The 13458-nt window shown below is 64.7% G+C and carries 11 protein-coding genes; 3 read left to right on the forward strand and 8 right to left on the reverse strand.

Features of this window, described 5'->3' with window-relative positions; translation table 11 throughout:
* The 5 genes from JI739_RS22590 to JI739_RS22610 form a co-directional block, all read right to left on the reverse strand.
* On the reverse strand, positions 1-1668 hold a 1668-nt coding region (locus JI739_RS22590), incomplete at its 3' end, for a Tle-like phospholipase domain-containing protein (protein ID WP_494338071.1).
* Positions 1669-1687: 19 nt separating this feature from the next.
* The gene (locus JI739_RS22595; RefSeq protein WP_201686285.1) at positions 1688-2635 is read right to left on the reverse strand and encodes a hypothetical protein; all 948 of its coding nucleotides are present in this window, start codon (positions 2633-2635) and stop codon (positions 1688-1690) included.
* Between the two features lie 62 nt (positions 2636-2697).
* Positions 2698-3141 carry a DUF2846 domain-containing protein gene (locus tag JI739_RS22600; protein WP_201686286.1) on the reverse strand — a complete coding sequence of 148 codons (444 nt, stop codon included), beginning with the start codon at positions 3139-3141 and terminating at the stop codon, positions 2698-2700.
* Positions 3142-3244: 103 nt separating this feature from the next.
* The gene (locus JI739_RS22605; protein ID WP_201686287.1) at positions 3245-3703 is read right to left on the reverse strand and encodes a GNAT family N-acetyltransferase; all 459 of its coding nucleotides are present in this window, start codon (positions 3701-3703) and stop codon (positions 3245-3247) included.
* Between the two features lies 1 nt (position 3704).
* On the reverse strand, positions 3705-5837 hold the full coding sequence (locus tag JI739_RS22610) for a peptidase domain-containing ABC transporter (RefSeq protein WP_201686288.1): 2133 nt from the start codon (positions 5835-5837) through the stop codon (positions 3705-3707).
* Positions 5838-5983: 146 nt separating this feature from the next.
* Here JI739_RS22610 and JI739_RS22615 point away from each other — a divergent pair, with 146 nt between their 5' ends.
* Genes JI739_RS22615 through JI739_RS22625 form a run of 3 tightly spaced genes read left to right on the forward strand, consistent with a single transcriptional unit; the run spans position 5984 to position 8493 of the window.
* Positions 5984-6493 carry a type III secretion system chaperone family protein gene (locus tag JI739_RS22615; RefSeq protein ID WP_201686289.1) on the forward strand — a complete coding sequence of 170 codons (510 nt, stop codon included), beginning with the start codon at positions 5984-5986 and terminating at the stop codon, positions 6491-6493.
* Between the two features lie 49 nt (positions 6494-6542).
* Positions 6543-7823, forward strand: coding sequence for a hypothetical protein (locus JI739_RS22620; RefSeq protein WP_201686290.1), 1281 nt, complete (start codon positions 6543-6545; stop codon positions 7821-7823).
* A gap of 58 nt (positions 7824-7881) precedes the next feature.
* Positions 7882-8493, forward strand: a complete 612-nt coding sequence (locus JI739_RS22625; RefSeq protein WP_201686291.1) for a hypothetical protein — start codon at positions 7882-7884, stop codon at positions 8491-8493.
* Positions 8494-8509: 16 nt separating this feature from the next.
* Here the strand turns inward: JI739_RS22625 and JI739_RS22630 are convergent, their stop codons facing one another.
* Genes JI739_RS22630 through JI739_RS22640 form a run of 3 tightly spaced genes read right to left on the reverse strand, consistent with a single transcriptional unit; the run spans position 8510 to position 13293 of the window.
* Complete coding sequence (locus JI739_RS22630; RefSeq protein ID WP_201686292.1) at positions 8510-10033, reverse strand: SpoVR family protein; 1524 nt, start codon at positions 10031-10033, stop codon at positions 8510-8512.
* A complete protein-coding gene (locus tag JI739_RS22635) occupies positions 10030-11346 on the reverse strand; it encodes a YeaH/YhbH family protein (protein ID WP_201686293.1) in 1317 nt (438 codons plus the stop codon). The genes JI739_RS22630 and JI739_RS22635 overlap by 4 nt, the downstream gene beginning before the upstream one ends.
* Before the next feature lie 24 nt (positions 11347-11370).
* The gene (locus JI739_RS22640; protein ID WP_201686294.1) at positions 11371-13293 is read right to left on the reverse strand and encodes a PrkA family serine protein kinase; all 1923 of its coding nucleotides are present in this window, start codon (positions 13291-13293) and stop codon (positions 11371-11373) included.
* Positions 13294-13458 lie beyond the last annotated feature (165 nt).

The raw sequence follows: 13458 nt of genomic DNA on the forward strand, positions 1-13458 counted from the left end.
ACTGACGCCCGGAACCGGGTCGGAGCGGTACAGGTTGCCGTCGGCGTCATAGGTGTTGCGCCTGGTGCCGGACACCGTGGTGACGGTCTCCACCCGGCTGACGCCGTTCTCGTCACGGAAGTACTGGACGTGCGTCGTGGAGTCGAGCTGCCCGGAGCCACGGTACCGCTCGACGATTTCATCGTCGCGCTCGCCGGGGCGAATGTCCACGCGAGCAGCCAGGGCTCCCGTCGCGTCGAAGCTGAGTTCCTGGCGACGGCCACCGACGTGGTCAAGCTGCACCTGGCGGCTGCCGTCGTCGTAGATGCGCAGGCGCTCGGTCGATGTCAACTGGCCAGCCGCGTCGCGTTGCGCCGTGACGAAGCTGCCGTCGGGTGCACGGGTGGTGTGGGTGCTGGCCAGCAACCTGTCGGATGCGTCGAACCGCGCCAATCCGCTGGCCACTACGCTGCCGTCAGCCGCCAGCAGCTGCTGCGCCGCCGTGCGTTGGGTCTGTAGTCCCGTGGCCGAGTCGAACTGGGAGGTGCTGAAGTCGAGCGTGCGCGAGCCGTCCGGGAGGACCTGCTCGTGCGCCACGGTCAAGGACGTCGCGCGCCCGTCCTGCAAGGTGGTCGTCCGGACGGTGCCCGGTTCCCGGGCATCGACCTCCAGCGCAGCCCCGTCGCCGCGGACCAGCAGGCTGGATCCATCGGGCGCCTCCAACAGCGCGGCACGACCGTCGTGATGGATAAACACTTGCTGGTCGACGTACCGATCGAGGAAGGCTTCGATCTGCCCCCGCGCCCACTCGCTCACGACCAAGTCGGGCAGGCCCGGCCCGGCGACGTCGGTGGCGCCGAGGTCACTGGCGAGCAGGGTCGCCAGCCCGGCCGGCGTGCTGGAAGGATCGATCGCGTCGTTGGCACCGATCAGGCGCCAGAAGCCGCTTTCGGTGCGCAGCTTCTCGATGGCGATGATGTGGTCCAGCAAGTGCGCCGACATGCCGACAGCAGCAGCAGCCAAGCCACCGGCGGGCGTGCCGAAGACTGCGGCACCGATGACCAGCTTGGCGCTCAGCGCGTAGGAGACGTTCGTGCCCGGACCATGCGCCATCAGACGGCCAACGGCGGTGTAGATGCGCACGTCGAAGTCGGACAGGGCGTAGCTGTCGCGCAGTTCAGCGAGACCTTGGCCTCGCAAGTCGTCGCGTAGCTGGGTGCTGAAGCTGGGGTGATCCAGAAACTGCGCAGCTCCTGGACCATCCAAATTGGACCCCTGCAGACCGAAGAAGGCTGCGGCGAGTTCGCTTTGGAAGCCACCTTGGGAGTGGCCGGTGGTGCGGAGGGCATCGCGGGCTTCGTCAAGCGAAAGCCCTTCCGTTCGCATGATGTACTTGATCGCCGCCCCAGCGAACCGAATGGCATCGGACATTTCCTGCTGCCAAAAGCCGCCAATGCTCAGATTGTTTTTCCAGTCTTCGCGATTGCCTGTCGTGCCTCGAAAGGCAAGAGTGTATTTACCATTTCTCTCGTAGAGTTGCGCTGCGAAATTCGGGTCGAACACGGCACCTTCAGTGTGTTCGTCAGAAACATGCACTGCGCGCCATCCGGAGACGACGGACGTGTCACTACGGTTGTTGCTTTCGTATGCCGCCAACGACAGGAGGGCGTCTGTGTGTAGGTTTGTCATTTATTTTCAGATGCCGATTTCAATTGTTCGCAGGCCGTTGCGAGCGTACCCGCCCCCGCGTGTATTCCTCAACGAATCTATTCACAAGACGATCAAAGGCCAGCCCCCCCGCCCGATCGTTTTGATCGATGATGGTCGTCACCTGCGCCGGCAACTGAATGACGTGCAAGTATCCGGAGGGGTACTCAAGTGCACCCCGCTCTCTCTCCCGCTTGATTCCAAGCGAATACCCCAGCGAAGGGGGGGTGTGCCGCGCACCCGCTATTGAGCCGTTAGACCATCCCTCAAGTGCAATTTGGTCAATGCCCGGCTTCCAGTTCTCGAAAAAGTAATGCTCGGCCAATGCTGCCGCACGCACTTTGACCACGTGCTCGGACTCGCGAGCCAGGTAGCTGAATACGACTCGAACCCCTTCTGCCTGCCGGCCGATTCCAAAATACGGGCGCCTAAAGCCCGGCGGCTCAAGAACCTCGCCGCGACCGCGTGCTTCAGTCTTTACCCTTTGGCGCTCCAGGAAGACCTCGCTAGACCCCTGCCCTATCGCGTCGGAACTACTAGGGAAGTGCTCGACGAAATACTTAACGTCCGGGTCGTACTTGGGAATGAGTCCACTCTTCACATAGATTTCGATCCAATGCCCAAAACTCCCCGGACTGCATTTCTCCTCTCCATTGACCCGCTCGCAGAACTCCTTGCCCGTCGGCTTCTTATGCCAATACGCAATCGCCTCCGCCCCCACCAAGTCATTCACCACAAACTCCTGGGGCATACAAAACCGCCGCGCAAACTCGGCCGTCACCGCCCAGGTGTAGTGGTCCTTCACATAAGTCGCCCCCTCCTTCGCAGGCGCCCCCACATAGCGCCCATCCGGGCACTTGGGCTCGGCTGACGATGCGGGTTGCGCCTGGCAATTCCAGGTGACGAAGCACGCCAGCAGGGCGGCGATCCGAAAACCTTGTCTGTTCATGTGGTGGTCCTTAAGAAGAAAGCGGGGTCGGCCGGTCAGCGCACGCGCAAACCGCACTGCCGTCAGTTCGCACGCCTCAGCCCCTGCAGATGCGCAAGTGCTTCCGCCTCCGAACGCTGCTCCATTCGGGACAGCAGCCCCCAGCCCACCAGCAGTCCTCTGGACGAGTCGTACTCCACGAAGTAATTGCGACCGGCCTCGATCGTGATGTCGAAGGTCTTCGGCTGATAAACAGACGCTTCTTCGACGCTCAACCGGTGCGGGCCGGGTGACAGGGGCAGAAGCAGGTACGAAGCGTTAGGCAGTTCCTCGGCCACGCTTCCGTCCTCGGAGCGGACCTTGTAGCGCGAGCCCACCGCGTACAAGGCCGACTGGCGGTACAGGTACACCTGGCCCTTCTCGGCAGCCGAGGGCTGCAGGGAAGCAAAGACGGGCCCTGTGGCGGCGCAGCCTTGAGCCAGCAAGGCGCTTGCGATCACGCAGGCCAATAGAACGCGACGTTTCATGTTTCCTCTTGGTTGAATTGAGACGAGATACGGGGCAACGACCGCCCCCGGATGACGGAAGCAGCTGCGGCAAAGGCCGGCAGGCACAGCGAGTGGCCTGCATTCAGCCCACCCGCTTCACGAAGTTCTCCCCCACCGCGCCATACCCGAGGCGGCGGGCAAAGGCGCCAATGCGCTCCGTGTCATGGCCGCTGTTGACGCTGAAGGCGATCTCTTCGACCTGGCGGCTGGCGGCCCACAGTTCGAATGCCTTCATCAGCCGCACCCCCCACCCACCCATGCGGCGCTCGGGCGGTACGCCGTAGTGCATGACGCTGGCGACCAGTTGGTCGCTGAACACATGCCGTTCGAGCACCGCCAGCAGCCAACCCGCCAGTTGCCCGTCGGCGGCCTCGGCCACGAGGCAGACATAGCGGTCGGGCCGCTGCAGCGCGGCCTGCAGTGAGCGGACGACGCGCGCCTCGTCGTAGTCGAAGGCGCGGAAGCGAGTAAGGGCGTGCATGCGCCGGCCCTTGGCGGCGAGTTCGGGCACGTCCCGAAGGGTTGCGAAGCGGATGCCCACGTCAGGCCTCCCCTGCTTCCGTCGCGGCGGCTTCTTGCCTGCCTCGTGCGGGCCGCTGCGCAATCGCGGACCCGATCCGCACCACCGCGTCAACCTGCAAGGTGCGAGGCAAGGCATGCGTGATGAACAACATCGTCACCTTGCCCCGCAGCGCGTTGATGGTGCGGGCGAACTGCTCCGCCGTCTGGCCATCCAGGGCACTGGTGGCCTCGTCGAAGATGAGGATGCGGGGGCGCTTGAGCAGCGCACGGGCGATGGCCAGGCGCTGCTTCTGCCCGCCGGAAAGACCGGCACCCCGTTCGCCGATCGGGGTCTGGTAGCCCTGCGGCAACTCCTCGATGGCCGAGTGGATTTCGGCCATGCGGCAAGCCTGCGTCACCTGATCGAAACTGGCTCGGGCATTGGCCATGACCAGGTTCTCGTAAACCGTTCCTGAGAACAGCACGGTTTCCTGCGGCACGACGCCGAAATGGGCGCGCAGCTCGTTGGCGCCGAGGTGCCGGATGTCGATGCCGTCGACCTTGATCTGGCCGGCCGATGGCCAGTAGAAGCCCTGCAGCAGCTTGGCCAGCGTGCTCTTGCCGCAGCCGCTGGGGCCGGTGATGGCGACCACCTGTCCGGGCTCGATGCGCAGGTCGAAGTGCTCGTAGAGGAAAGGCCGGTCATCTCCATAGCGGAAGGCCAGGCCCCGGATGTCGATGCAACCTTCGCCACTGCCCTGTCGGCTCGGCACCAGGCTGTAGGGCTCGGCCGGTGCGTTCATGAGGTCGCCCAGGCGCTCGACGGCCAGGCGGGCCTGCTGAAACTGCTGCCACAGGCCGACGATGCGCATGACCGGCTGCGACAGCTTGGCCGCGAACATCTGGAAGGCCACCAGCATGCCGATGGTGAATACGTCACCCCCGGGCACCGGGTGCATCACGATCCAGGCGCCTCCTAGCAGGATGAGCAGGGTCATGACCTGTTCCAGGGTGGTGGTCACCACCTGGTAGGTGTTGCCGATCTGGCGGGTACGAAAGGCCGACTGCAGGTAGCCCGCCAGATAGCCGCCGTAGCGCGCGTTGAGCTGCGGCTCGAACTGCAGGCTTTTCACCGTTTCGAAGCCCGCGATGTACTCGGTGAGAAAGGCCTGGTTGCGCGCGCCGAGCAAGAACTGATCGTTCAGACGCGCCTGGAACACCGGCGCCAGCAGGGCGGAGATGGCAGCGATGACCGCCAGCACCGCCAGCGCGATGCAGGTGAGCGGCACCGAGTAATGGAACATCACGGCGACGGCGATGAGCAGGAAGGGGATGTCCAGCACCAGGCTCACGGCCGCCGAACTGACGAATTCCCGAATGGTTTCCACCCCGTGCAGCCGAGCGGCGACAACGCCGGTGGGGCGGTGCTGGAAGTAGCGCAGGGGCAACTGGAACAGGTGCCTGAAGACAGTCGCCCCCAGCACCGCGTCGACCCGGTTCCCGGTGTGCAGCACCAGGTACTGCCGGACCCAGGTGAGGACGGCCGAGGCGGCAACGAAGATGGCCATGCCGATCGCGATGGCGATCAGCGTGCTCTCGGTTTGATGGACCACTACCTTGTCGATGATGGCCTGGGTGAACAGCGGGAGGCCGAGCGCCAGCAGTTGCAGCAGCAAGCTGGCCAGCAGCACGTCGCGCCAGACCGACCGGTGCTTGAGCAGTTCGGGCACGAACCATCGGAAGCCGAAGCGCCCGGCGGCGGACGCCCGGTCGGGATCGGCAGGCGCTTCGACCTGAGGGCGGATGCAGACCACCTGGCCGGTAAAGCGCTGCGCGAAGGAAGCCAGCGGCTCCAACACGGGCGCAGTGGAGCAGGCCGGCACCCAGGTGATGCCCTGCGGGCCGGCGTCGACCAGAAAGCCCAGTTCCAGATGCTCGCCCGCCCGCATCACGAGCAAGTCCCGCGAGTGGCCCCGCTCGAGCCGGTTCGCCGCAGTTTGAGTGACGGTGGCCTGGAAACCCAGCGACCGCGCCGCAGCGACCAGGGTGGCCGGCGTGCAAGGCGGCGGGTGCTGGTCCAGCAGCAGGCTGCCACTGAAGGGCTTGTTGGTGAGCGCGCAGCACGAGCCTAGGGCCCAGAGCCATTGTTTGGATTCGATGTACTGGCCGGTCACGGCCTACCCCCTGAACGGCTGCTGCCACGAAGGCCGTACTGTGAATCAATACACTAAGCTTTTATGTGTACATGACTGACAGAGTTGCCAGTCCGGAGGCGGATCACACCGGAGGTGCATGACAGCCCAGGTGTTCACGCTGTCACATGGATGAAGTATTTGGTTTTCAGAATGCGGCGAGCTCCTCCTACCAACGCCGCCATTTCATGCCTGCCCCACGACTCCAGCATTTGTGCGACGGCCTCTGTGCCCTGCTCGCGACCGCGCCGCCGGTGCTGGGGCCCGATGACCGCGGGCTCACCGCTTTCACCCTGTCGCTGCACGGAACCCCCGTGACAGTGCTGCAGCACGAGAGCCGCGACCCGGAAACCGCCTTTGTGGTGGTGGAACTCGGAACCTTGCCGCCGGAGCTCGAATTGACCGCCTTGCGGCAGTTGATGGAAGCCAACTTTGCGCTACTGGGCCGCGATGCCCCCAGTTTCGCGCGGCACCCCGGCAGCCAAAAGGTGCTGCTGCAGTGGGCCGTTGCCGTATCCACCGCCACGCCCGCCAGCCTGCATGCAAGCTGCATGCGCGCCACCGTGTTGGCGGCCGACTGGCTTGCGCTGGCGCGCGATGGCCTGCCCCTGCCGGCTATGCCGACGGTTTTTGCCTGAGGGACATCGCATGGCACACCAGGCTGTTCACTATCGGGTGGTGCCGCTGATGCGGCCGCCCGAGCAGGCTCACGCCGTCCAGCCGGTCTCCTCGACCGAGAGCACCCCGGTGGAGGATGCGCAGCCGGTCAACGCGGGACTGTCGCCCGATCTCCGGGATGGCTGGGCGCCCGGCGAATGGCCGCTGGAAGCCGCCGATCCGGAGTCCGGAGTTGCCCGGCCCGGAGCGGCACCGTTGCCGAGCCGAGCGGCCTCGTGGTATGCGGCGCTGTCCGCGGGGACATGGGCCGCCGTGCGCGAACTCGGCGCCCAGGGTGCCGGCGCCCTGGTCGGTGTGGCGGTGCGATCGGGCATTGCGGGCGCGGGGCCCGTGGCCGCCGCAGCGACCGGGACGCTCGCCGCGGCGGCGCTCGGCGTGGCGGCCTATCGCGCCGCGACCTTGATCGCTGCTTGTGCCTACCCCCATCGCGAGGCGCCGATGCCGCTGCGCGCAGCCCTGATCGCGGCACCGGTGCTGGCGGCGGTCGCCGGCGTCAGCTGCGCGGCCGGCACCGGCGCCCTGCTGACGGCGGGCGCGTACCTCACTGGCAAGCTGGTGCAGCGCTGCGTGCGCGATTTCCTGAGCACGGCGGCGGCCGACCTGGTGCCTTCCAGCGAAATCATCGACGCGCAAGGCGCGCTTGTCGGCAAGTCCGAACTCGCCCTGGAGGACTGGGGACGCAGCATCGGCAACCTGGCACCCAGCACCGTGTTTTTCGTGTTGCAGGACGTCTTCGCTCCGGCACCGGAGGCCGCCGCCGGCGTCGTGGCCGCCCTGCCCTATGTCGCTGCCACTGCGTTCGTGGAGGTCGGCCGATCGATCACCGGCACGCTGCTCACCGCCGCCGTGTCGCACGACCGGGGCCGCCGACTGCAACCCAAGGCGGCTGGCGGCTGGACCAAGCTGCGGGCGAACCTGGCGTCGCGCAAGACCTTGCTGCAAGCTGCTGACGCGACGGCGATGCGGCAGTCCATCGGCATCCTGGGCGACACGTTGGCCGTGGTGGTGGGCCACCGGGAGCAAGCCCTGAGCCGAATGATCTTCAAGGTACTGCGTTCGGAACTGAAGGCGCTGGGCGAGCTTCGGGCGCCGCTGGTTACCCGCGGCCAGCTGGCCCTGGAGCAGAGGCGCTTGATCGCAGCGGCACCGCCGGCCTCCGAGCTCCCTGCTGTCGATGTACTGGGCGGGAATACCGGCGTTTCTTATCCGGTCGAGGAGACCCTTGTCTTGACGATCCACCTGCCACCGAGATCCGGACCTCTAGAACAGTCAGCGTATCGTCAGTCATAGGGCCGGACGGGGTTCGGGTGACCGGGAGAATGCCGCCGGTCGATAAAAGGAGGAACTCATGTCCCGTCGAAAGCTGCTCGGCCAAGTTGCCGGGCTCGTTGGCGCGCTTCTGTTGTCTGGCTGCTCGGGCGCGTATCTGCTGCGGCCGGCGCCGGAAATGACCGGCATCAGGATGACTTCGGCCAAAGTGGTCTGGAATGATTCCACTGCATTCGACCTACCTGTTTACACGAGTGTGGCTGTGCGCGGCCCCGTGTCGCAGTCCACTGTGCCCACCATCAGCGATCGGGACGCGAGACAGACGCGCTCCCGCGGTAAAGCCGTACTGGATGCCTTTCGCAAGGACGCCGTGCCGATGATGGAAGCCGCATTGCTTGCCAGGGATATCCCCGTGGGTTTTCAGACAGTCGTTGAGCTCAAACCACTCAGCATCACGGTCTTGCAGCACAACGGCGCCGTCACAGTCCGAATGGAAGTGATCGTCACGCAAACTGGTGCGGCGCCGTGGCGCATGACCGTCGAGTGCGGCAATCTCGCTGAAGGCGCCTATTGGAACGTTTTCCGTCCGCACGGAATTGGCGATGAGGTTGACGTGGACCTCTCCAAGTTGGTGGCGGCATTCACGAGTACAACCGCAGCCCAGATGCGGCTCGCCGGCTGGTTCCTCTGAGGCGGCAAAGCCACCGTCAAAGATGCGAAGCCACCGGCGTGACTTCCCAGTGCTGCAGCACCCGCTCATGGCTGTCCACGCTCTCCAGCCGCACCCGGAAGCCCCAGAGCCGGGCCACGTGCTTGACCACTTCCTCGGCCCCGTTGTCCAACGGCCTGTCGTTCTGCCGCACATGGCGCAGCGTGAGCGAGCGGTCACCGCGCAGGTTGACGTTCCAGACCTGGATGCTGGGCTCGCGGAAGTTGAGGTCGTACTGGCGTGACAAGGACTCGCGCACGTGCCGATAGCCCGAGTCGTCGTGGATGGCCGAGACCTCCAGTTCCTTGCGCGAGGCGTCGTCCATGATCGAGAACAGGCGGAACTCGCGCATGAGATTGGGTGAGAGGAACTGGCCGACGAAGCTCTCGTCCTTGAAGTGCCGCATGGCGTGGTCCAGCGTCTTGACCCAGTCGCTGCCCGCGATGTCCGGGAACCACTCGCGGTCCTCGGCAGTGGGCCTCTCGCAGATGCGCCGCAAATCGGTGAACATCGCGAAGCCCAGCGCATAGGGGTTGATGCCGCTATAGCGCGGATCGGTGACCGGCGGCTGGAACACCACGTTGGTGTGCGAGGCCAGGCACTCGATCATGAAGCCGTCCGACAGGCGCCCTTCGTCGTAGAGGGTGTTGAGCAGGGTGTAGTGCCAGAAGGTGGCCCAGCCCTCGTTCATCACCTGCGTCTGCCGCTGCGGATAGAAGTACTGCGCGACCTTGCGCACGATGCGCACCACCTCGCGCTGCCAGGGCTCCAGCAGCGGCGCGTTCTTCTCGATGAAATACAGCAGGTTCTCCTGCGGCTCTTCCGGGTAGCGCTTGCGCTCCTTGCGTTCCTGCTTGCCGGGCGTGCGCGGCAGCGTGCGCCAGAGGTCGTTGACCTGTTGCTGCAGGTAGGCCTCGCGCTCCTTGCGGCGCTGCTCCTCTTCGACCATCGAGATCTTCTGCGGCCGGCGGTAGCGGTCCACGCCGTAGTTCATGAGCGCATGGCAGGCGTCGAGCACCTCTTCGACCGCGTCCACCCCGTGCCGCTCCTCGCAATCGGCGATGTAGTCCTTGGCATAGACCAGGTAATCGATGATGGACGAGGCGTCCGTCCACATGCGAAACAGGTAGTTGCCCTTGAAGAAGGAGTTGTGGCCGAAGCAGGCGTGCGCCATCACCAGCGCCTGCATCGGCATGGTGTTCTCCTCCATGAGGTAGGCGATGCACGGATCCGAATTGATCACGATCTCGTAGGCCAGCCCCATGTGGCCGCGGCGATAGTTCTTCTCGCTGGCGATGAACTGCTTGCCGAATGACCAGTGGCGGTAGTTGACCGGCATGCCCACCGAGGCATAGGCGTCCAGCATCTGCTCGGCCGAGATCACTTCGAGCTGCACCGGGTAGGTGTCGAGCTTGTAGCGCTCGGCCGTGCGGCGGATCGCGTCGAAGTACGTTTCGATCAGCTCGAAGTTCCAGTCGGACGCCGCGGGCAGGCGCTTTCCCGGCTGCAGGACGGCGTTCATGCGGTGGCTCCGGTGGCGTGCTTCTTGAACAGGTCGCGGAAGACCGGAAAGATTTGCGAGGGCGTCACGATCTTCTGCATGGCGAAGTGCGGGTGGGTGTCACGCACGCGCGTGTACTCCTCCCACAGGTTCTGGTCCTCGTCGGCCACCTGCACGTAGGCGAAGTAACGCACCAGCGGCAGCAGCTTGTTCTCGAGCAGGTCGCGGCACTTGGACGAGTCCTGCTGCCAGTTGTCGCCGTCGGAGGCCTGCGCCCCGTAGATGTTCCACTCGCTGCCCATGTAGCGGTCGCGAATGATCTGATGCATGAGCGTCAGCGCGCTCGAGACCACCGTGCCGCCGCTTTCGGTCGCATGGAAGAACTCGTCTTCCTGGACCTCGGCCGCCTGCGTGTGGTGGCGGATGAAGACCACGTCGGTCTGCTTGTAATGCCGTGACAGGAACAGATACAGCAGGATGAAAAATCGCTTGGCCAGGTCCTTGCGCGATTCGTCCATCGAGCCGGACACGTCCATCAGGCAGAACATCACGGCCTTGCTGGTGGGCAGGGGCTCGCGCACGCGATGGCGGAAGCGCAGGTCGAAGGGGTCGAGGAAGGGCACGCGGCCCAGGCGCTTGCGCAATTCCTCGATCTCGGCGCGCAGGCGATCGATCTCGGCCGGGGGCGTGTCGGGCCGCTCGAGCAGCAGGCCCATGTGTTCCTCGGCACGTCGCAGCTCGCGCCGCGCGTCGCCACCCATGGCGATGCGCCGGCCCAGGGCCACGCGCATGGACCGTACCACGTGCAGGCTGGTGGGGTTGCCCTCCGAGACGAATCCGGCGCGCCGGGATTTCCACTCGGGCGCGTCGGCCAGCAGCTGCGTGCGTATGAGCCGGGGCAGCGCCAGGTCGTCGAAGAAGTAATTCATGAACTCCTCCCGCGTGATGCGGAAGGTGAAGTCGTCTTCGCCGCTGCCGTCGGGCGAGGCCTCGCCGCTGCCGCTGCCGCCGCCGCCACCACGTGGGCGGGGGATGCGGTCGCCGCGCACGTACTCCTGATTGCCCGGGTGGACCATTTCCCGGTTGCCACCCGGCGCGTGCCGGAACTCGGGCTCGGAGACATCGCGCTTGGGCAGGCTGATGTCGGCGCCTTCCTCGATGTTGTGGATGCTGCGATCACCCACCGCCTTGCGCACCGCCTCGCGGATCTGCTCACGGTAGCGGCGCAGGAACCGCTCCCGGTTGCCGATGGACTTGTTCTTGCCCGACAACCGGCGATCGATGACTTGGTGGAGCGCGTTGCGCTCACCTGGTTTGTTGTTCGGCCCGGACACTGGCCCCTCTCTAGCCCCCTGGGGTCAGGAGCTCTTGCGCACCCGGAGGTACCACTCGCACAACAGCCGCACCTGCCGGTGCGTGTAGCCTTTTTCAACCATGCGGTTGACAAAGTCCTCGTGCTTCTTCTGCTCGTCGGCGCTGGCCTTGGCGTTGAAGCTGATCACCGGCAGCAGGTCCTCGGTGTTGGAGAACATCTTCTTCTCGATCACCGTGCGCAGCTTTTCGTAGCTGGTCCACACCGGGTTCTTGCCGGCGTTGTTGGCACGCGCGCGGAGCACGAAGTTGACGATCTCGTTGCGGAAGTCCTTGGGGTTGGAGATGCCCGCCGGCTTCTCGATCTTCTCGAGTTCGGCGTTCAGCGCCGCGCGGTCGAAGATCTCGCCGGTGTCGGTGTCGCGGTACTCCTGGTCCTGGATCCAGAAGTCGGCATAGGTGACGTAGCGGTCGAAGATGTTCTGGCCGTACTCGGAGTAAGACTCCAGGTAGGCCGTCTGGATCTCCTTGCCGATGAATTCGGCGTATCGCGCCGACAGGTGTTCCTTGATGAACGCCAGGTACTTCTGCTCGGTCTCGGCCGGAAACTGCTCGCGCTCGATCTGCTGCTCGAGCACGTACATCAGGTGCACCGGGTTGGCCGCGATCTCGTTGGAGTCGAAGTTGAAGACCTTGGACAGGATCTTGAAGGCGAAGCGGGTGGAGATGCCCGTCATGCCTTCATCGACGCCGGCGTAGTCGCGGTATTCCTGGAAGCTCTTGGCCTTGGGATCGGTGTCCTTGAGGTTCTCGCCGTCGTAGATCTGCATCTTCGAGAAGATGCTGGAGTTCTCGGGCTCCTTCAGCCGCGTGAGCACCGCGAACTGCGCCATCATCTTCAGCGTGCCGGGGGCGCAGACCGCTTCCTTCAGCGACGAGTTGCGAATCAGCTTCTCGTAGATCTTCACTTCCTCGGTGACGCGCAGGCAGTACGGCACCTTGACGATGTAGATCCGGTCGAGGAAGGCCTCGTTGTTCTTGTTGTTCTTGAACGCCTTCCACTCGCTTTCGTTGGAGTGCGCCATCACGATGCCGTCGAACGGGATCGCGCCGAAACCCTCGGTGCCCTTGAAGTTGGCTTCCTGGGTGGCGGTCAGCAGCGGGTGCAGCACCTTGATGGGCGCCTTGAACATCTCGACGAACTCGAGCAGGCCCTGGTTGGCCAGGCACAGGCCACCGGAGTAGCTGTAGGCGTCCGGATCGTCCTGCGCGAAGGTCTCGAGCTTGCGGATGTCGATCTTGCCCACCAGCGAGGAGATGTCCTGGTTGTTCTCGTCACCCGGCTCGGTCTTGGCGATGGCGACCTGCTTGAGGATGGACGGGTGGCGCTTGACGACCCGGAACTTGCGGATGTCGCCACCGAACTCACCGAGCCGCTTGACGGCCCACGGCGACATCACGCGCTGGGTGTAGCGCCGCGGAATGCCGAACTGCTGCTCGAGCACCGGGCCATCCTCGTCGTTGCTGAAAAGGCCCAGGGGCGACTCGTTCACCGGCGATCCCTTGATCGCGTAGAACGGCACCTGCTCCATCAGCTGCTTGAGGCGCTCGGCAATCGAAGACTTGCCGCCGCCCACAGGCCCGAGCAGATACAGGATCTGCTTCTTTTCCTCCAGGCCCTGAGCGGCGTGGCGGAAGTGCGAGACCACCTGTTCGATGGGCTCTTCGAGACCGTAGAAATCCTTGAACGCCGGATAGATGCGCACCATCTTGTTGCCGAAGATGCGCGACAGGCGTGGATCATGCCGGGTGTCGATGACCTCGGGCTCGCCGATGGCGGCGAGCATGCGCTCGGCGGCCGTCGCGTAGGCGAGTGGATCGCGCTTGCACAGATCCAGGTATTCCTCGAGGGACATCTCTTCCTCGCGCGTCTGCTCATAACGCGCCAGGAAGTTGCGGATCACGTCCATGGAACCTCCTTCAGCTACACGGTGATCACACGGACTGTTGTGATCACTGGTGCGTCCCACTTTAGCGCAGCAGCGAATTCAGCCGCGCTACTCCTCTGTCAGTCGGCACCTGTCATCAATGTAGGTGAACGACAGACAAAAGAGAAGGCCGGCAAGTTCCCCGAT

Origin of the sequence: Ramlibacter aurantiacus, from assembly GCF_016722895.1 — a bacterium.
Lineage (GTDB): Bacteria > Pseudomonadota > Gammaproteobacteria > Burkholderiales > Burkholderiaceae_C > Ramlibacter > Ramlibacter aurantiacus.

Excerpts from the sequence above, each read along its gene's own strand:
- JI739_RS22595 (WP_201686285.1), bottom strand. The coding sequence starts at position 2,635 with ATGAACAGACAAGGTTTTCGGATCGCCGCCCTGCTGGCGTGCTTCGTC.
- JI739_RS22600 (WP_201686286.1), bottom strand. The coding sequence starts at position 3,141 with ATGAAACGTCGCGTTCTATTGGCCTGCGTGATCGCAAGCGCCTTGCTG.
- JI739_RS22615 (WP_201686289.1), top strand. The coding sequence starts at position 5,984 with ATGGATGAAGTATTTGGTTTTCAGAATGCGGCGAGCTCCTCCTACCAA.
- JI739_RS22620 (WP_201686290.1), top strand. The coding sequence starts at position 6,543 with ATGCGGCCGCCCGAGCAGGCTCACGCCGTCCAGCCGGTCTCCTCGACC.
- JI739_RS22625 (WP_201686291.1), top strand. The coding sequence starts at position 7,882 with ATGTCCCGTCGAAAGCTGCTCGGCCAAGTTGCCGGGCTCGTTGGCGCG.
- JI739_RS22630 (WP_201686292.1), bottom strand. The coding sequence starts at position 10,033 with ATGAACGCCGTCCTGCAGCCGGGAAAGCGCCTGCCCGCGGCGTCCGAC.
- JI739_RS22640 (WP_201686294.1), bottom strand. The coding sequence starts at position 13,293 with ATGGACGTGATCCGCAACTTCCTGGCGCGTTATGAGCAGACGCGCGAG.